Origin of the sequence: Streptomyces sp. SudanB182_2057 (genome assembly GCF_964272715.1) — a bacterium.
Taxonomy (GTDB): domain Bacteria; phylum Actinomycetota; class Actinomycetes; order Streptomycetales; family Streptomycetaceae; genus Streptomyces; species Streptomyces rubradiris.
This window is the reverse complement of record NZ_OZ186798.1, coordinates 4,477,332-4,495,256: the sequence shown is the minus strand read 5'-3', so window position 1 is coordinate 4,495,256 and position 17,925 is coordinate 4,477,332. Positions and strand designations below refer to the sequence as shown.

The following is a 17,925-nucleotide window of genomic DNA, read 5'->3' as shown; positions in this document are numbered from 1 at the left end:
CGGGTGCCGTACGGCCGTCCTTCTAGGCCGAGGCCTCCGTCAGCTTCGCGACCTCCGCGTCCGTCAGCTTCAGCGCCGCCACGCCGAGCAGCGCCGGAAGCTGCTCGGGCGTGCGGGCGGAGGCGATCGGGGCGGTGACCGTCGGCTGGGCGGCCAGCCAGGCCAGGGCGACCGTGGCGACCGGGGCCTCGTGGGCGGCGGCGACCTCGTCCAGGGCGGCCAGCACCTTCCGGCCGCGCTCGGAGGCCACGTACTCCTGCACCCGGTCGGCGCGGGCGCTGTCCACCGTCGCGCCGGGCCGGTACTTGCCGGTCAGGAAGCCCGAGGCGAGCGCGAAGTACGGGACGGCGGCCAGGCCCTCGGCGGCCACGAGTTCCTGGAGCGGGCCCTCGTAGGTGTCGCGGGAGACCAGGTTGTAGTGCGGCTGGACGGCGACGTAGCGGGCCAGGCCCTCGCGGTCGGAGAACTCCAGGGACGCGCGCAGGCGCTCGGCGGCGATGTTGGAGGCGGCGATGTGCCGGACCTTGCCGGCCTTCACCAGTTCGTCCAGCGCGCCGATGATCTCCTCGACCGGCACCTCGGGCTGGTCGAAGTGGGTGTAGTAGAGGTCGATGTAGTCGGTGCCCAGGCGGCGCAGCGAGGCGTCGGCGGCGGCCTTGATGTTCGCGGCGGACAGGCCCTGGAACTCGGGGTGCTGGCTGACCTTCGTCGCGATGACCACGTCCGAGCGGTTGCCGCGGGCCTTGAGCCAGGCGCCGAGGACGGTCTCGGACTCGCCGCCCTTGTTGCCCTCGACCCAGGCCGAGTACACGTCCGCGGTGTCGATGAAGTTGCCGCCCGCCGCGGCGTAGGCGTCGAGGACGGCGAAGGAGGTCTGCTCGTCGGCCGTCCAGCCGAACACGTTGCCGCCCAGGGAGAGCGGGAAGACCTCGAGGTCGGAGGAGCCGAGTTTACGAAGTGACGTCATACGCCATGTCAACGCCGGCGGGGGCCGATCGCATCCCGCCGCCGGCGCCGATTTTCCCGGTCTCCGGGGAAGGGTTCGTCTCCGGGCTTCCGGAAAGGGACCGTCAGGGGGTGAGGCCCTTGTCGCGCAGCCACGCCATCGGGTCGATGCCGGTGGGCGCGCCGCCGGGGTGGATCTCCAGGTGCAGGTGCGGGCCGGTCACGTTGCCGGTGGCGCCGACGCGGCCGATGACCTCGCCGGTGGAGACCTTCTGGCCGGCCGTGACGTTGATCGAGGACTGGTGGCAGAACCACAGCTCGGTGCCGTCGTCCAGGGTCAGGATGGTGCGGTAGCCGTAGGCGCCGGCCCAGCCCGCCTCGGTGATCGTGCCGCTGTGCACGGCCTTGATCAGGGTGCCGGTGGGGGCGGCGAAGTCCAGACCGGTGTGGTGGCCGGAGGACCACATCGAGCCGGCCTGCCCGAACGTCGAGGTGATCGTGTACGAGGAGGTGGGCAGCGCGTACTGCTTGGCGAGCTCGGCCAGCCGCTTCTCCTCGGCCGCCCGCTTCGCCTCGGCCGCGGCCTTCTCGGCCTCGGCCTCCGCCTTCTCCTTGGCGGCGGCGGCCTTGGCGGCGGCCTCCTGCTCGGCCTGGGCGGCGGCCTCGGCGGTCTGCTTCTCGGCGGCGGCGAGCGCGGCCGCGGCGGCCCTGCTGTCGGCCTGGCCCTGCTGCTGCTCGGCCTGCGCCATGATCCGGTTGCGCAGCACCTCGCCCGCGTCGGCGCTGTCCTGGCCCGCGTCGGAGGCCACGGCGACGGTGGCGAGCGCGGTGGTGGCGGCCGCCTCGGCGGGCCGGTCGTCGCCGGAGCCGTCCTGGAAGAGGGAGCCGACCGAGGGCAGGTCCGGCATGGAGATGGAGACCGGCGGCTTGCCGGTGTTGGCGCTGGCCATGCCGCCCGCGCCGACCGCGGCCATGACGCCGACGCCGAGGACGGTGGAGCTGCGCGCGAAGCCGCCGCGCTGCTTGGCGACCCGGTGCCGGCCGCGGACCGGGGCGACGGATTCCTCGGTGGGGTTCCACTCCTCCCACGGGCCCTCGTCGGCGCGGTAGGCGCCGTAGCCGAAGGTCTCGGGTTCGGACTCGCGCTGTGCCGGTATGGACGGGGCTTCGGGGCCAGGCCGGTTGGACGCCACGCGGGCGTACTCCTTTCCTTCCTCCGCCTACCGGGTTAGCTGACGGGTTCGGAGCAGGAAGGTCTCCTACGCGCGTATACCGGTCGTGGACTCGCGTGAGTGCACGGCGGTATCCGCGTGATTCACCCCAAGGTGGTGGTTCCCCGGTTCCCTCGCGGGATTCGGCGCGTGCGCACGGAGCCGCCTCTTGTGACGGCTGGGACGACCGCGCTGCGTTATCGAACGTTAATAGACCTGACAGTCACTTTCCAAGCCGGTCCCCTTGATCATTAACGTTTTCACCGGTGGAGTTATCAGCAACTATCCCGTCAGATCGGGCAATTTGACCGGCACTCAGACGCGGTCAGCAGTCACTCGCGATTTTGATGGTGTCTCAGTTGTTATGCGTGCGCGCTCACCCGGTCACCTTGCGTGACCCCTCTGGTGAGCCTCTCCGGTGGGCCCCTCGGAGAGCCCCCCGGAGAGGCCCGCCGAGGGGCCCACGGAAACCGATGTGCGAAGCATCCCGCACATGGCGTACACTGGAGTCACAACGACGCGGGGTGGAGCAGCTCGGTAGCTCGCTGGGCTCATAACCCAGAGGTCGCAGGTTCAAATCCTGTCCCCGCTACTGAAGGCCCAGGGCCCGGAATCCCAAGGATTCCGGGCCCTGGGTGTATCCGCACCCAGGGCGGTGCTCAGCCCGGCAGATGGGCGTTCGGCGCCTTCGCCAGCTCCTCCAGCTCCGGCAGTACGACGACCCGCGCCCCCGCCGCCCTCAGCACGCCCGTCCCGTCGGCCGCCTCGACGAACGTGTCCGGCTCCCGCCAGGCGGTGACCACCCGGCGCACCCCGGCCCGCAGGATCAGCTCGGCGCAGGGCGCCGGCCGGGACGCACGGCGGGCACACGGCTCCAGGCTGGAGTAGACCGTGGCGCCGGACAGCCGCGGGTCGGCCGGGTCGGTCTTCGCCAGCGCCGCCTCCTCCGCGTGCACCACCGGGTCGCCGCCCTCCCGCGAGTGGCCCCGGGCCAGTTCCGTGCCGTCGGCGGCGACCACGACCGCGCCCACGCTGAACGCCGTCCGGGAGGGCGGGCACAGGGCCGCCAGTTCGCAGGCGGTGCGCAGCCAGTGGCGGTCGGCGGCGACGGCGTCCGCACCGGAGCCGGGAGCCGTGGGCGCGTACCGCATGAGGACGACGTCCTCGATCCGTCGGGTCTCCAGCAGGCGCAGGCGTCCGCCCTGGTAGGGGCCCGGACCGAACAGCCGCGGGGCCGCCGGATCGCCGACGAACAGCGGGGCGAGGACCAGCTGGAGTTCGTCGGCCAGACCCTGCCGGAGCAGCTGGGTGTGGACCGTGCCGCCGCCCTCGGCCATCAGCCGCCGCACACCGCGCACGTCGTGCAGGTGCTCCAGCAGCGCCCGCCAGTCCACGACGGGGCCGAGCGGGACGACATCGGCGGTGTCCCCGAGGAGGCGCGTGGCCCGTACGGCGCCCTGGTCGGTGGTGTAGACGAGCTTGTCGCCGCCGGTGTGCCAGAAGCGCGCCGCCGGGTCGAGGTCGCCGGAGCCGGTGACGGTGACCTTCAGCGGGTACTCCGGGCGGCCCGCCGCGCGCCGGGCCGCGCGCCGCTCGGCCGAGTTGACCAGCAGGCGGGGGTTGTCGGCGCGGATCGTGCCGGCGCCGACCAGGAGCGCGTCGGCCGAGGCCCGTACCCCGTCGACCCGGTCGAAGTCGGCCGGGCCGGACAGCAGGAGCCGCTCGGGGCCGGTGTCGTCCAGGTAGCCGTCGAGGGAGACGGCGGCGGACAGCAGCACGTACGGCAGGGGCATCGGCGCTCTTTCCTGTGGGGCGGACGGACCGGGCTGGGCCGCGGGCGGCTTGGTTCAAGTTTTAAACAAACCTACACTGGCGGCATGACGACCCGCTGGCTCACGCCCGAGGAGCAGCGCGCCTGGCGCGCCTACATCGCCGCCGCCCGCCTCCTGGAGGACGCGGTCGACCGGCAGCTCCAGCAGGCGGGCGGCATGCCGCACCTGTTCTACTCGGTGCTGGCCGGCCTCTCCGACGCCCCCGGCCGGCGGCTGCGCATGACCGACCTCGCCGAGGCACTGAAGATCACCCGCAGCCGGCTGACGTACGTGGTGAACCGGCTGGAGCGGGACGGCCTGGTGCGCCGGGAGAACTGCGCCGACGACAAGCGGGCCTCGCTCGCGGTGCTGACGGACGAGGGGACGGCCGTTCTGGAGCGTACGGCGCCCGGTCACGTCGAGACGGTCCGCTCGCTGCTGTTCGACCGGCTCACCGAGGAGCAGGTGGGGCAGCTGGAGGAGATCTGCACGGGGATCGTGCGCGGGTTGCAGGGCGAGGGGGCCGGGGCGGGCGCGGGTGACGTCCCCTGGCGGCGCCGTTCGTCCTGCTCCTGACCCGCTTCTGCTCTGCTCCTGGCCCGCTCCTGGCCCGCTCCTGGCCTGCTCCTGGCCTGCTCCTGGCCTCGGGTCGATTGCTTCAACTTTTAAGCATACGGTAGGGTCCCCGCGTACCACTGCTTCAAATCTGAAGCACATGCTCCGGAGGGATCCGCATGCCCGACATCCCCACCGCCACCCCGCGCGCCCGCGTCCGGGTACCGCTGCGGTTCGCCGACGGCTACGGCGCCGACGCGGAACTCGTCACCTTCCACGGCCTCGCCGACGGCCGGGAGCACCTCGCCGCCGTCCTGGGCGACCCGGGCCCCGTCCCGCTGGTGCGGCTGCACTCCGAGTGCCTGACCGGGGACGTCTTCGGCTCGGCCCGCTGCGACTGCGGACCGCAGCTGCGCGAGGCGGTCGAGCGCATCGCCGACCGCGGCGGGATCCTGCTGTACCTCCGTCAGGAGGGCCGGGGCATCGGTCTCTACAACAAGCTCGACGCGTACGCCCTCCAGGACGAGGGGCTCGACACCTACGCGGCGAACGCCGCCCTCGGCCTGCCGGAGGACGCCCGCGACTACACGGCCGCCGCCCAGATGCTCGCCGCTCTCGGCGTCACGGAACTGGATCTGCTGTCCAACAACCCCGACAAGGCGGACCAGTTGCGGGCGCTGGGCATCACCGTCCGGGACCGCGTGCCCACCGGCGTCTTCACCACCGCCCACAACATCCACTACCTGCGCGCCAAGGCCCTCCAGACCCGGCACACCCTGCCGCTGGCCGAACTCACGGAGCTGACGGCGGGCTGACCGGCGGTCGGGCTCGGCCCGGCCGTCCGCCGGGGAGGCGGAGCGCGGCCGGTATCGCGAGGACGAGCAGTGCCGCCGCCACGGCGTAGGCGAGCCGGAAGCCGGCCGCGTCCGGGCCGGCCGCCCCGAGCAGCACGGACAGCAGGGCCGTACCGACCGACGCGGCCAGTTGGGCGTTGATGCTCAGCGCGGTGCTCGCCCCGGCCAGGCGGTCCGCGGGCAGATCACGGCTCGCGGTGGTCATCGCCGGCATCAGCGTCATCCCGGCGCCCACGCCCATCACCATGCCCGCGACGACGATCCGCCACGACGCGACCCCGGGCGTCCCGGTCTGCCAGGCCAGCAGGGCCATGCCGAGGGCGCCCACCGCGCTCCCCGCCGCGATCAGCGGGCGTGGGGCGACCCGGTCGACCCGCCGCGCCGCGATCTGCATCGTCGTACCGACCACGAGCCCGACCGGCGCGCCGAGCAGCCCGGCCGCCGTGGCGCTCAGGCCCCGCTCCTGCTGCCAGTACAGCGGGCCGAGCAGCATCGAGCCGAAGTAGCCGCAGGTGAACGGGGCGAGCGTGGCGACGCCGGCGGCGAAGGTACGGTCCCGCAGCAGCCGCAGGTCCAGCAGCGGCGCGCGGACGGTGAGCGCCCGGCGCACGAAGGCCGTGGCGAGCACCGCTCCGGCGAGCGTCGGCACCAGCGCGCCGGGGGCCGTGAAGTCCCCGCGCTCGCCGCCGTGCGAGAGGCCGTACAGGAGCAGGGCCAGTCCGGGGGAGAGCATCAGCAGTCCGGGCAGGTCCAGCCGGGGCCGGTCGGGGCCGGGAGCACGCGGAGCGTCCGTCGGCAGCAGGCGGGCCGCGAGGAACAGGGCCAGGGCGCCGACGGGCAGGTTGATCAGGAAGATCCAGTGCCAGGAGGCGGCGTCGACCAGCCATCCGCCGAGCACCGGGCCGGCGACCGGGCCGACCAGGATCGGCAGTCCCAGCCAGGCCATCGCGCGGCCGAGCCGGGCCCGGTCGGCGACCCGCATGCCCATCGCCATGCCGACCGGCTGGAGCAGTCCGCCGCCCAGCCCCTGCACCGCGCGGAACGCGATCAGGCTGGGCGCGTCCCAGGCGCAGGCGGCGAGCAGCGAGCCCAGCGTGAACAGGCCGAGCGCGAGCACGTAGGTCCGCTTGGCCCCGATCCGGGCCATCGCCCAGGCGGCGACCGGGATGACGGCGGCGAGCGCGAGCGTGTACGCGGTCGCGGTCCACTGGATGGTTTCCAGCGGGGCCCCGAAGGACTCCGAGAGGCGGCGCAGCGCCACGTTGACGATCGTCATGTCGAGCACGGACATGACGGTGCCGAGGACCACGACGATGACGACGCGGTAGAGGGCGGTGGCCGGCGCGGCGGGCGCCTCGGCGCGGGCCGGACCGGACTTCGCGGGGCGCACGGTACGCATCTCCGCCGCCCCTCAGGCCGCGTAGGGGTGCTCGGCGCGCGCGGCGCGCAACGCCCGGCCCCACCAGGCGAGCTGGCCCAGCATGCCCTTGGCGGCGCCCGCGCACACCTCGGCGTCGCGCGGGACGCCGTCCTCGCCGAGCCCGGACCAGGGACCGTGCAGGCTGACCGAGTCGCGCACGGTCACGGCGTGCAGTTCGGCGAAGACCAGCCGGAGCTGCTCGACCGCGCGCAGGCCGCCGCCGAGACCGCCGTACGACACGAAACCGACCGGCTTGGCCTGCCATTCGCGCAGGTGCCAGTCCAGGAGGTTCTTCAGGGCGGCCGGGAAGCTGTGGTTGTACTCGGGCGTGACGACCACGAACGCGTCGGCGGCGGCGAGCCTCGGCGAGACCTCGCGCAGTGCGGCGGCGGCCCCGGGGGCGGGTGTGCCGCCCCGGCCCGGCAGCACCAGCGGCAGGTCCACCTCGGCGAGGTCGATCACGTCGAAGGCGAGGTCCGGGCCGGCCTGGGCGGCGGTGGCGAGGAACCAGTCGGTGACCGCGCGGCCCTGACGTCCCTCCCGCACGCTGCCGACGATCACGGCGACGCGGAGCGGCGAGTCCTCGGCGGCGCGGGGCCCGGTGACGGAATCGGTGACGGACATGGCTGTTCCCCCTCTGAGCGGTGCGATGGCGGGCGACCGCGTCCGGCGAGCGCCCCGGCACAAAGTACAACGATCGTTGTATGAAATACAACGATCGTTGTACTCCGGATAGAGTTGGCTGGTCACAGGAGCCAGGGAGGCACGGATGGGCGAAACGAACGAGGCCCGGCGGGAGCGTGCGGAGGCCGAGGTGTCGCCGCGCAAGCTGCGCAAGCGGCAGGACATCGCGAGCGCCGCCTGCGCGGTCTTCGGCCGCGAGGGTTACACGCGCGCCTCGGTCGACGCGCTCGCCGCCGCGGCCGGAGTCTCCACGCGCACGCTCTACAACCACTTCCCCGGCGGCAAGGCCCAGCTCTTCCAGGCGGTCGTCACCTGGACGTCGAGCGAGGTCCGGGACGCCCAACTGGCCTGCCTGCGCGCCGCGCTGGACCCCGAGCGCCCGCCACGCCCCGAGGACCTCGAACGCGACCTGGTCTCACTGGCCCGCGGGCTCCTCCGGCTCCTGACCGACTACGCGTACCACTTCGCGCTGGTCCGGCACATCCACGCGGAGGCCGACCACGTGCCGCCCGAAGTCCTCACGGCCTGGCACGAGGCCGGACCGGCACCGGTCGGCCGGGCGCTCACCGAGGCGTTGGCCCGCCTGGAGGACGCCGGCCTGCTCGACCTCCACGACGACGCGAGGCTGGCGGCGGACCACTTCATGGCCCTGGTCTCCCACATGATCATCCAGTTCACCCACTACGGCGTACTGCCCCTGCCCCCCGCGGAACAGGACCGCCTGATCACGGGCGGGGTGTCGGCGTTCCTGCGGGCGTACCGGGCGGGGTGAACGCCTGCCCCCGGGCCGGCGGCAGATCGTGAGCACATGACAGGACCCCAGCTCGTTCACGCGCTGAGCTGGGGTCCGAACCGTAGGCCCTGTGGGACTCGAACCCACAACCAATGGATTAAAAGTCCACTGCTCTGCCAATTGAGCTAAGGGCCCGGGCGATGTTGCTTGTCCGAGCATAGCCGGACGGGACCGGGTCGCCGATCGGGTATCGGGGACACGGCCGCGTCGCGGGCCGGCGGGGCGGGTGTGATGGTCACTTTTCGGCCGGTGTGGGAGCGGACGGACGGGCCAGGAACCAATGGCGGGCCGACACCAGCCACCAGGCCGCGGCGAAGCCGAGGACGGCCAGGACGGCCACCGGGGCGTAGTTGAAGGTCCTCCAGGTGACCGGGGAGACCTGCGGCAGCATGAACAGCACCGTGATCGCCAGCACCCAGGTCACCGAGACCACCCCGACCACCCCGGACCAGCGGCCCAGGTGCCAGGGGCCGCGCTCGAACGCGGCGCCCTTGCGGACCCGCAGGAAGGTCGGGATGACGTAGGCGATGTACAGGCCGATGACCGCGATCGACGTCACCGCCGCGTAGGCCGTCGTGTTGATCAGGTAGGGCAGCCCGAGGGCCAGCGCGCCGAGCGCGGCCAGCCAGACCGCCGCCACGGGCGTGCGGGTACGCGGGCCGACCGTGCGCCAGACGCGGGAGAAGGGCAGCGCGCCGTCCCGGGAAAAGGCGTAGATCATACGGCTGTTGGCGGTGACGGAGGCCATGCCGCAGAACAGCTGGGCGCCGATCACCACCAGCAGGAGCAGCTTGCCCGCGGTGGCCCCGAGGGCGTCCAGCAGGATCTGGGCGGGCGGCGCGCCGGTGGGGGAGGCGAGTGCCGCGTCGTAGGACTGGATGGCGAAGGTGAAGCCGAGCAGGAGCACGAAGCCGGCGATCCAGGACGTCCAGATCGAGCGGACGATGCCCTTCGGGCCCGCCGTGGCGGCGTCCCGGGTCTCCTCGGTCATATGGGCGGAGGCGTCGTAGCCCGTGAAGGTGTACTGGGCCATCAGCAGCCCCAGCAGGACCACGTACGGGCCGCTGCCCCAGCCCGTCTCGTTGACGAAGTGCGCGAAGACGAAGGACGCCGGCTGGTGGTGGTCGGGGACGAGCGCCAGCGCCCCGGTGATCAGCGCGACCCCGAGGACGTGCCACCACACGCTCACGGCGTTCAGGAACGCCACGATCCGGACGCCGAAGGTGTTCAGCAGGCCGTGCAGGACGAGGATCGCCGCGAACAGCGCCACCGTGCGGCCCGGGGTCACCTCGAACCCGGTCTGGAGGTTCAGCCAGGCGCCCAGGAAGGAGGCCGCGCCGAAGTCGATGCCCGCGGTCACCGCCACCTGGCCCAGCACGTTGAACCAGCCCGTGAACCACGCCCAGGCCGCCGCCGACCGCGCGGGCGCCAGCCGGTGCGCCCAGAAGTACAGGCCCGCCGAGGTCGGGTACGCCGAGCAGATCTCGGCCATCGACAGGCCCACGAACAGCGTCATCAGGCCGACCGCGACCCAGCCCCAGGTGATCACCGCGGGGCCGCCCGTGGTCATGCCGAAGAGGTACAGGGTCAGACAGCCGGAGAGGACCGAGATGATCGTGAAGGAGACGGCGTAGTTCGAGAACGCCGACATCCGGCGGGCGAGGACCTGGGTGTAGCCGAGCTGGGCCAGCCGCTCCTCGTCCGACAAGCCGGGCGCCGCCCGCTGCCCGGTCACCCGCGCGTCGTCTGCCATGTACCCAGCGATTCCCCGCCCGCCGGTGTGATATGCGCCACTCGGCGCACATGCGGAAGGGCCCGTACGACCGGTGTCGTACGGGCCCTTCGCGTCAGCTCACTCGGCGTCAGCCGTTGCGCTTCCAGCGCGGCTTGTCCTCGCGGCGGCCGAAGGAGCCGCCGGTGCCGCGGTGGTCGTCACGACGGCCGTAGGGGCGGTCGTGGCCGCCGGAGCGGAAGCCCGGGCGGTCGTCACGGCGGTCGCGGTTGAACGGACGGTCGCTGCCCCGGTGCCCGCCACGGTCGTCACGGCGGAAGCCCGGGCGGTCGTCGCGGCGGAAGCCGCTCCGCTCGTCACGACGGTCGTCACGGCGCTCGAAGCCACGGCCGCCACGGTCGTCACGACGCTCGAAACCACGGTCCCGGTCGCGGTCGAAGGGACGGCGGTCGCCCCGGTCGCCCCGGTCGCCCCGGTCGTCACGGCGCTCGAAGCCACGGCCGCCACGGTCGTCACGACGCTCGAACCCGCGGCCACCGCGGTCGTCACGACGCTCGAAACCACGGCCGCCACGGTCGTCACGACGCTCGAAACCACGGCCACCGCGGTCGTCACGACGCTCGAAACCACGGTCGCGGTCCCGGTCGCGGTCGAACGAACGGCGGTCGCCACGGTCCTCACGGCGGTCGTCGCGACGGTCGTCACGGCGCTCGAAGCCGCGCCGCTCCCGGCGCTCGTACGGCGCCGCCGCCGGGCGCTCCTCGCGCTCGGTCTCGCGCTCCGCCGGCTCCTCGGCCACGGCGAGCTGCTCCGCCGCCGTCGCCTGGGCCTCGGCCACCGCGGTCTCCGGGTCCTCACCGCGCTCGCGGGCGACCCGGGCCACCAGCCGGTCGGCCTCCTCACGCAGCTCGGTCGCGCGGCGCTGGGCGCGCTCCAGCTGCTTGGTGAGCTGGGAGACCTCGCGCTCGGCCTGCTGGGCGGCGTTGGCGGCGGACTCGGCCTGGACCTCGGTCATCGAGCGGGCGCCGGTGATCTCGGCGACCTCCGGGTCGAAGGCGGCACCGCCCTGGATGATGTGGCGGGCCGCGTCGACGCCGGCGTCCTCCATGAGGCGGAAGATCTGGCGCCGCTGGTGCGGCAGGGAGAGCGAGACGACGGTGCCGGTACGGCCCGCGCGGGCGGTACGGCCGGCCCGGTGCAGGTAGTCCTTGTGGTCGCCGGCCGGGTCCACGTTCAGGACCAGGTCGATGCCGTCGACGTGGATGCCGCGGGCGGCGACGTCGGTGGCGACGAGCACGTTCACGTACCCGTCCTTGAAGTCCGCCAGGGTCCGGGTGCGGGCGCCCTGGGTCATGCCGCCGTGCAGCGCGTCGGCCTTCACCCCGGCGTCGCGCAGCTGCTCGGCGACGCGGTCGGCGCCCAGCTGGGTGCGGACGAAGATGATCGTGCGGCCCTTGCGGGAGGCGATCGCGGCGGTGACCGGCGCCTTGTCCTTGGGCTTCACGATGAGGATGTGGTGCGACATGGTCGTCACCGCGCCCTGGGCCGCGTCCACCTCGTGCAGGACGGGCTCGGTCAGGTAGCGGTCGACCAGGGTCTTGATCTCGTTCTCCATCGTGGCGGAGAAGAGCATGCGCTGGCCGCCGGCCGGGACCTGGTCGAGCAGCTCGGTGACCTCGGGCAGGAAGCCCAGGTCGGACATCTGGTCGGCCTCGTCCAGGACGGCGATCCGCACGTCCTCCAGGGAGCAGGCGCCGCGGTTGATGATGTCGCGCAGCCGGCCCGGGGTGGCGACCAGGATGTCCACGCCGCGCTCCAGGGCGTAGATCTGGTTGCCCATGGACGTGCCGCCGCAGACGACCTTCATCTTCAGGCCCAGGACGTCGCCGTAGGGCTGGAGGGCGTCGGCGACCTGCATGGCCAGCTCGCGGGTCGGGGTGAGGATGACGGCGCGGGGCCGCTTCTTCTCGGTACGGCCCTCGGCCAGCAGGGCCAGGGTCGGCAGACCGAAGGAGAGGGTCTTGCCGGAGCCGGTGCGGCCACGGCCGAGGATGTCCTTGCCGGCCAGGGCGTCCGGGATGGTCGCGGCCTGGATCGGGAAGGGGGTCGTCACGCCGTTCTGCGCGAGCTTGCGCACGATGCCCTCGGGGAGGCCGAGGTCGGCGAAGGTGGTCTGGGGGGTGGTGTCAGCGGCCTCGGGGGCCTCGGTGACCTCGTTCGTCACGTCGAGTTCGTTCTCGTTCTCGGACATGACGATCTGGTCGGTACTGGACACGGACATGCGAATGCGAAACCTTCCGGAGTCTCGTCGGCACGCGCCCGTCAACTCCGTGATTCGCTCACGACCGCCTCGATGCGGTCCGCCACGGCAAAGGAGAGTACGCGCCACACGGCGCGCTCTGCGATGGCGCCGGGCAAATGGGATCAAACGATCTACCACCATACGCACCCTCCCCCCTTCAAGGCAAACCGAGCGGCATAGACGCACGTCACAGTGGCCGACCGGGTCCGGCGGAGCGGAGGGCGTCACACCGCCACGCCCGCCGCGGGCGCCGGCTCCCGCTGGACCAGCTGCGGCCCGGCCTCCTCGTGCGCCGACGAGGACGGCTCGGCCGACGGCGGCTCCGTGGCGGGCGGCGGCTCCGTGGTGGCCGGCGGTACGGGCGGGGCGGAGCCGGCCGGGGGCGTGGGCGGAGCCTTGGTGGGCGCCGGGCCGCCGGGCGCCTCGGTCTCGTCCGGCTCCTCCGGCTCGCCGTGCCTCCCCGGCTCGCCCGGCTCGCCCGGCTTCTCCGGTGCGCCCGGGGTGCCGCCCCTGCCCGACGGGGTGGGCGACGCCGGGCCGGGCTCCCCCGGCCTCGCCCTGCCGCCGTGACCGTGTTCGCCGCCGCCGGTCCCGCCCGCGTCGACGGGTCCGCCCACGCCCTGTGCCGGGCCGCCGTCGGGCACCTCGCCGGCGGGCTGTCCCGCCGAGTGGGAGGGGCGGGCCCGGCCCGCGCCGTCGCCCACGTTCACACAGCCGGCGGCGGCGGTGACGGCCAGTGCCGTGGCGGCCAGACGGACGGGTACGGACAAGGGGCGCACGGCGGCCACCTCCGGGGGCGGGGGACGGAAGTCAACCTCCCCAACTCCCGCCGCCCGCAAGAGGACACGCGCACGCCCGGGGCGCACGGCGGCACCGGCCGCCCCACGTTCACCCGGGCGCCCCGCGCTCCCGCCGGCCGCACGGCGCGGCGCGCGGCTCAGCCGTACCCGAGAGCGTGCAGCCGGTCGTCGTCGATGCCGAAGTGGTGGGCGATCTCGTGCACCACCGTCACCTCGGTCTCCGCGATCACGTCCTCGCGGCTGGCACACATCCTGAGCGTCGGCCCGCGGTAGACGGTGATCCGGTCCGGCAGGACACCCGCGTACCACTCGCCGCGCTCGGTCAGCGGTGTCCCCTCGTAGAGCCCGAGCAGCTCGGGATCGTCGGCGGGCGGTTCGTCCTCCACGAACACCGCGACGTTGTCCATCAGCCGCGTCAGCTCCGGCGGGATCCGGTCCAGCGCCTCGGCGACCAGTTCCTCGAACTCCTCGCGCGTCATCTCCAGCACACGGCCATTGTCCGGGAACCCGGCCGCATATCCACCCCTTGACGTGGGAATACGGCACCAATAGCCCGCGTCCCCCTCGCAGCCCCGAGCAGCATGCCGAACCGGACCCCGCCCCGCCCCCGCCCGCTCCCCCGTCTCGAACTCGCCGCGCGTTCCCGCCCCTGGGCGCGCGCCCTCGGCATGGCCGCCGTCGTGCTGGCCGGTGCCTGGCTCGGCCTGCTCGTCGTCGGGGCGGTCCGGGTCCCCGTCGGCCCGGTGGACACCACGATGGCGCTGCGGCCCTCCCTCGGCGGCGGCACGAGGATCGACGTGTCCCCGCTGGGCTCGCTCTCCCTGGACAGCCATGCGGCCCCGGTCCGCCTGGACGTGGACGTCGACCGGCTGGACCCACCGCGCTCCCAGGCCCTCGTCGACCACCCGGAGCGGATCTCCGGGCTCCAGGACGAGATCGTCCGGGACGTCGAGCACGGCACCCGGGACCTGGCCGTACGCTCCTGCGTCGCCGTGGTCCTCGGGGCCACCGCCCTCGGCCTCGCCGTCTACCGCCGCCCGCGCCGGGCCCTGGCGGCCGGCGGGCTGGCCCTGGCGCTGCTGGCCGCCTCGGGCGCGTCGGCGTACGCCACCTGGAACCCGAAGTCGGTCCTGGAGCCGAGGTTCTCCGGGCTGCTCGCCTCGGCGCCGTCCGTGGTCGGCAACGCCCGCAGCATCGTCACGGAGTTCGACGTCTACCAGCACGAGCTGGCGCGCCTGGTGACGAACGTGACGAAGCTGTACGACGCCACGTCCACCCTCCCGGCCTACCGCCCGGATCCGACCACCATCCGGGTCCTGCACGTGTCGGACATCCATCTCAACCCGGCGAGCTGGAAGATCATCGGCTCGCTGGTGAAGCAGTACCAGGTGAACGTGATCGTGGACTCCGGGGACACGATGGATCACGGCACGGCGGCGGAGAACGGCTTCCTGGACCCGATCCGGGACCTGGGCGTGCCGTACGTGTGGGTGCGCGGCAACCACGACTCCCGGACCACCCAGCGCTATCTGGAGCGGATGCGGAACGTGCGCGTGCTGGACGAGGGCCGGGCCGTGACGGTGGGGGGCCTGCGGTTCGCGGGCACCGGGGATCCGCAGTTCACCCCCGACCGCTCCGCGGTGCCCGGTGGTGAGGCGGCCGAGCGGCTGGCGGGCGCCCGGCTGGCCAGCGCCCTGCGCGACCAGCAGGCGGCCGGGACCCCGGTGGACGTGGCGGTGGCGCACGAGCCGACGGCCGCCAAGGAGACCGACGGCCAGGTGCCGCTGGTGCTCTGCGGGCACCTGCACCACGAGGGGACCCAGATGCTGCCGTACGGCACCCGGCTGCGGCGGGAGGGCTCCACCGGCGGCAGCGGGCTGCGGGCGGTGGAGCGCGAGCACCCCGCACCGATCCAGGCATCGATCCTCTACTTCGACCGGGACAGCCGCCGGCTACAGGCATGGGACGCGATCGAACTCGGGGGACTGGGCCTGACGACGGCCGAGGTCAGCCGCCATCTGGTGGACGAGAACCAGCCCGGCGCCACCGCCCCCTCGAACTCCCCTTCCGCCACCCCTCCCAGCGCCTCTCCGTAAACCCGTTTTGGCGTTACCCCTCGCCATCCCATATGCTTCTCACGTCCCCGACGCGCTGAGAAGCGCCCAGGCGGGCCGATAGCCCTCATCGTCTAGCGGCCTAGGACGCCGCCCTTTCAAGGCGGTAGCACGGGTTCGAATCCCGTTGGGGGCACGCATTACCGTGTGCGACACTGTTGCATGCACGCTTGGTCCTGTGGAGCAGTTTGGAGTGCTCGCCACCCTGTCAAGGTGGAGGCCGCGGGTTCAAATCCCGTCAGGACCGCTGGTGTTTCACGTGAAACACCGTGGCTGGGTAGCTCAGTTGGTACGAGCGTCCGCCTGAAAAGCGGAAGGTCGCCGGTTCGACCCCGGCCCCAGCCACAGCCGCCCTGACCAGGGCAGAGCCCCTCTTCGTTCGCGGAGAGGGGCTCTTTCGTACCCGCCCTGCCCGCCATGCCCCCGGTACGCCCACGGAGCCGCCACGGTGAAGGCATTACCGAGCATCGATGCCACGCTGCCGCTCGACCGGTATCCCGAGCGGGTCTGGTACACCTCGTACGGTTCCAACACCCATCTGGACCGGCTCGCCGCCTACATCAAGGGCGGGCGTCCGCCCGAGGCCCGCAGGGAGTACCCGGGGTGCCGCGATCCCGCGATGCCGGCGCGGTCGATCCCGGTGGAGCTGACCGGTGCGCTGTACTTCGCCACCGAATCCGCCGTCTGGGGCGGCGGGCGCGCCTTCTACGACCCGGAGGCGGACGGGCGGGTACTGGCCAGGGCGCACCTGGTGACGAGCGGGCAGTTCGCCGACATCGCGGCACAGGAGATGTACCGGCCGCCGACCGGGGACCTGGACCTGGCGGAGGTCCTCACGCGCGGGCGCGCCGTCCTCGGCGAGGGACGCTACGAGACCCTCGTCTGCGCCGGTCAGGTGGACGGCCTGCCGGTGCTCACCTTCACCGCGCCCTGGGGGATGAACGACGTGCCGTGGGTCGCGCCCTCCGCCGCCTACGTCCGCTTCCTGGCCGCGGGCCTGCTCTCCGCCGGGGCGTGGGACACCGAGGCGGTCGCCTCCTACGTGGCCTCCTGCCCCGGCGCCGACGGCCACTGGTCGCCCGGGGCCGTGGCCGCGCTCCTGGACAGCGGCGCGGACGGGCAGCGGGCGCCCGGAGGACCCTGACCCGGGCCGGTCCCGCCCCGCCGTAACCGCCTTGGCACCGCGCCCGCCCGGCGCTACGTTCGGCCTCATCGCGCGAGGTGCGCGGCCACGGGGGGAGAGAACATGAGCCGGAACGAGGACAGAGCCGGGCGGGACACCGACCTGGAGAAGGTCCGGGCCCGGTACGGGCTGTTCGCGGTCGTCGTCAGCAATCTCGCGATCGCCGCGGTCGCGATCGTCGGCGTCTGGCAGCTCGACGGGGACAAGGGGGTGATCGTCGGCATCCTCACCGCCGCCTTCACCGCGGTGAGCAGCCTGACCACGGCCTACCTGGGCATCAAGGCAGTCTCCAACACCGCCAAGTCGATCGCGCTGGGCGACGGCGCGGCCCGCAGACACCCCGAGACCACCCCGGCGGCCCCGCCCGCTTCCTAAGCCCTGCCGCCCTCCTCCGCGACCGGCCCGACCGGGCGCCCGCCCGGGTGGCGGTGGCGCCAGATCAGGAAGACCGCACAGGAGACGGCAGCCCAGCCCGCCAGCACCAGGAACGGGAACGCGTGCTGGTGGCCCCGGAAGTACACGGCGGTGTGCTGGGCGTTCACCGAGGCGCCGGGCGGCAGCCAGCGGCCGATCGTGCCGAGCAGGGACGGCAGCAGCGGCCAGGAGACGGCCCCGCCGGACGACGGGTTGCCCAGCAGCACCATCAGGCCCCAGGTCGGCAGCATGGCCCACCGGCCGAACAGGGTGTTGAACATCGTGAACACCATGCCGGACGTGAACATCGTGAAGGCGAGGATGGCCCACGACTCGACGAACGGCAGCCGCACCGCGCCCAGCCACCAGTCGACCACCGCGGCGATGGTGAACCCGCCGAGCACCGAGTAGGCGACGGTGTAGGCGATCCGCTCCAGCGGGTTCAGCTCCCGCGCGTGCACGCTGAGCTGGATGGCGCCGACGAAGCCGATGATCACGGCGGCGAGGGTGATGTAGAAGATGGCCAGCCCGCGCGGGTCGCCCGGCTGCAACGGCTTGAGGTCACGGACCGCCACGGTGGTCCCGGTGGCCTTGCCGACCTGCTGCGCCGCCTGCCCGAGCACCTGGGCGACCGTCGCGCCGGACGCCCCGGACACGTCCAGGGTGACCGTCCGGCCGCCGGCGGGCACGTCCAGCACCGCGAACACCCGCTGCTCGTCCACGGCCCGTACCGCGTCGTCCCGGCTGTCGTACGGGCGCAGCCGCATCGAGGCGTCCAGCGCCTCCTCCATGCCGTCGATGAACCGCCGGGCGGCCGGGTCGCCGTAGTGGCCGGTGACCGCCGTCGGGATGCCGTGCGGGGTCGGGTTGGCCATGGCGTACGTGTACGAACCGGCGAAGAGGCCGGCCGCGGCGGCGAGGATGAGGACGAGGACCGTGGCGGGGAGGAAGGGGGACTCCCGGAAGGCCGCCCAGCGTCGCGAATCGGGCATACCGGTTACTTTGGCATCCCGTGGTGCGAGCTGCCTCCCGATGCCCCGGACCGCGCACCGCCCCCGGTCAAATCGTTCGCGTGTTTTTCGCCCCGGGTGAGATCCTGGATCGCGT

Annotated in this window: 16 protein-coding genes, 5 tRNA genes and 1 riboswitch; of the genes, 10 read left to right on the top strand and 11 right to left on the bottom strand. The window is 73.2% G+C overall.

The window, feature by feature from the left end; translation table 11 throughout:
• Positions 1-22: 22 nt before the first annotated feature.
• Positions 23-967: an aldo/keto reductase gene (locus tag ACSURM_RS19670; RefSeq protein ID WP_436956677.1), complete on the bottom strand. Its 945-nt coding sequence runs from the start codon at positions 965-967 to the stop codon at positions 23-25.
• A 103-nt stretch (positions 968-1,070) separates the two neighbouring features.
• Positions 1,071-2,138: a M23 family metallopeptidase gene (locus ACSURM_RS19665; protein WP_436956675.1), complete on the bottom strand. Its 1,068-nt coding sequence runs from the start codon at positions 2,136-2,138 to the stop codon at positions 1,071-1,073.
• Between the two features lie 9 nt (positions 2,139-2,147).
• Positions 2,148-2,315, bottom strand: a riboswitch (cyclic di-AMP (ydaO/yuaA leader).
• A 359-nt stretch (positions 2,316-2,674) separates the two neighbouring features.
• Between ACSURM_RS19665 and ACSURM_RS19660 the strand changes: the two genes are divergently transcribed.
• Positions 2,675-2,748 (top strand) — tRNA-Met (locus tag ACSURM_RS19660).
• A 67-nt stretch (positions 2,749-2,815) separates the two neighbouring features.
• On the opposite strand, the gene ACSURM_RS19655 is transcribed toward ACSURM_RS19660, so the two are convergent.
• Positions 2,816-3,949 carry a dihydrofolate reductase family protein gene (locus tag ACSURM_RS19655; protein ID WP_436956673.1) on the bottom strand — a complete coding sequence of 378 codons (1,134 nt, stop codon included), beginning with the start codon at positions 3,947-3,949 and terminating at the stop codon, positions 2,816-2,818.
• A gap of 84 nt (positions 3,950-4,033) precedes the next feature.
• On the opposite strand from ACSURM_RS19655, the gene ACSURM_RS19650 reads away from it, so the two are divergent.
• Positions 4,034-4,543, top strand: coding sequence for a MarR family winged helix-turn-helix transcriptional regulator (locus ACSURM_RS19650; RefSeq protein WP_436956671.1), 510 nt, complete (start codon positions 4,034-4,036; stop codon positions 4,541-4,543).
• 158 nt (positions 4,544-4,701) lie between these two features.
• A complete protein-coding gene (locus ACSURM_RS19645; protein WP_436956669.1) occupies positions 4,702-5,337 on the top strand; it encodes a GTP cyclohydrolase II in 636 nt (211 codons plus the stop codon).
• Here ACSURM_RS19645 and ACSURM_RS19640 read toward each other — a convergent pair.
• Positions 5,315-6,775, bottom strand: coding sequence for a DHA2 family efflux MFS transporter permease subunit (locus ACSURM_RS19640; protein ID WP_436956667.1), 1,461 nt, complete (start codon positions 6,773-6,775; stop codon positions 5,315-5,317). The genes ACSURM_RS19645 and ACSURM_RS19640 overlap by 23 nt on opposite strands.
• 12 nt (positions 6,776-6,787) lie before the next feature.
• Complete coding sequence (locus ACSURM_RS19635) at positions 6,788-7,420, bottom strand: NADPH-dependent FMN reductase (protein ID WP_436956665.1); 633 nt, start codon at positions 7,418-7,420, stop codon at positions 6,788-6,790.
• 145 nt (positions 7,421-7,565) lie between these two features.
• Between ACSURM_RS19635 and ACSURM_RS19630 the strand changes: the two genes are divergently transcribed.
• Positions 7,566-8,252: a TetR/AcrR family transcriptional regulator gene (locus ACSURM_RS19630; protein ID WP_436956663.1), complete on the top strand. Its 687-nt coding sequence runs from the start codon at positions 7,566-7,568 to the stop codon at positions 8,250-8,252.
• 83 nt (positions 8,253-8,335) lie between these two features.
• Here ACSURM_RS19630 and ACSURM_RS19625 read toward each other — a convergent pair.
• The 5 genes from ACSURM_RS19625 to ACSURM_RS19605 all read right to left on the bottom strand — a co-directional run bounded on the left by ACSURM_RS19625 (position 8,336) and on the right by ACSURM_RS19605 (position 13,595).
• Positions 8,336-8,408 (bottom strand) — tRNA-Lys (locus ACSURM_RS19625).
• Between the two features lie 100 nt (positions 8,409-8,508).
• On the bottom strand, positions 8,509-10,026 hold the full coding sequence (locus tag ACSURM_RS19620; protein ID WP_436956662.1) for an amino acid permease: 1,518 nt from the start codon (positions 10,024-10,026) through the stop codon (positions 8,509-8,511).
• A 109-nt stretch (positions 10,027-10,135) separates the two neighbouring features.
• Complete coding sequence (locus ACSURM_RS19615; RefSeq protein ID WP_436956660.1) at positions 10,136-12,286, bottom strand: DEAD/DEAH box helicase; 2,151 nt, start codon at positions 12,284-12,286, stop codon at positions 10,136-10,138.
• Between the two features lie 245 nt (positions 12,287-12,531).
• Positions 12,532-13,086 (bottom strand): hypothetical protein, encoded by a 555-nt coding sequence (locus tag ACSURM_RS19610; RefSeq protein ID WP_436956658.1) that lies wholly within the window; start codon positions 13,084-13,086, stop codon positions 12,532-12,534.
• Positions 13,087-13,244: 158 nt separating this feature from the next.
• Positions 13,245-13,595, bottom strand: coding sequence for a metallopeptidase family protein (locus tag ACSURM_RS19605; protein WP_030619698.1), 351 nt, complete (start codon positions 13,593-13,595; stop codon positions 13,245-13,247).
• Positions 13,596-13,688: 93 nt separating this feature from the next.
• Between ACSURM_RS19605 and ACSURM_RS19600 the strand changes: the two genes are divergently transcribed.
• From ACSURM_RS19600 to ACSURM_RS19575, 6 genes are all read left to right on the top strand, one after another.
• Positions 13,689-15,203 (top strand): metallophosphoesterase family protein, encoded by a 1,515-nt coding sequence (locus ACSURM_RS19600; RefSeq protein WP_436956656.1) that lies wholly within the window; start codon positions 13,689-13,691, stop codon positions 15,201-15,203.
• 81 nt (positions 15,204-15,284) lie between these two features.
• Positions 15,285-15,357, top strand: a tRNA-Glu gene (locus ACSURM_RS19595).
• 36 nt (positions 15,358-15,393) lie between these two features.
• Positions 15,394-15,468 (top strand) — tRNA-Asp (locus ACSURM_RS19590).
• A 24-nt stretch (positions 15,469-15,492) separates the two neighbouring features.
• Positions 15,493-15,566 (top strand) — tRNA-Phe (locus tag ACSURM_RS19585).
• A gap of 103 nt (positions 15,567-15,669) precedes the next feature.
• Positions 15,670-16,365 (top strand): histone deacetylase, encoded by a 696-nt coding sequence (locus ACSURM_RS19580; RefSeq protein WP_436956654.1) that lies wholly within the window; start codon positions 15,670-15,672, stop codon positions 16,363-16,365.
• A gap of 102 nt (positions 16,366-16,467) precedes the next feature.
• Positions 16,468-16,779, top strand: a complete 312-nt coding sequence (locus ACSURM_RS19575; protein WP_436956653.1) for a hypothetical protein — start codon at positions 16,468-16,470, stop codon at positions 16,777-16,779.
• Here ACSURM_RS19575 and ACSURM_RS19570 read toward each other — a convergent pair.
• Entirely contained in the window at positions 16,776-17,810 is a 1,035-nt protein-coding gene (locus ACSURM_RS19570; protein WP_436956651.1) for an ABC transporter permease, read from the bottom strand. The genes ACSURM_RS19575 and ACSURM_RS19570 overlap by 4 nt on opposite strands.
• Between the last annotated feature and the right edge of the window lie 115 nt (positions 17,811-17,925).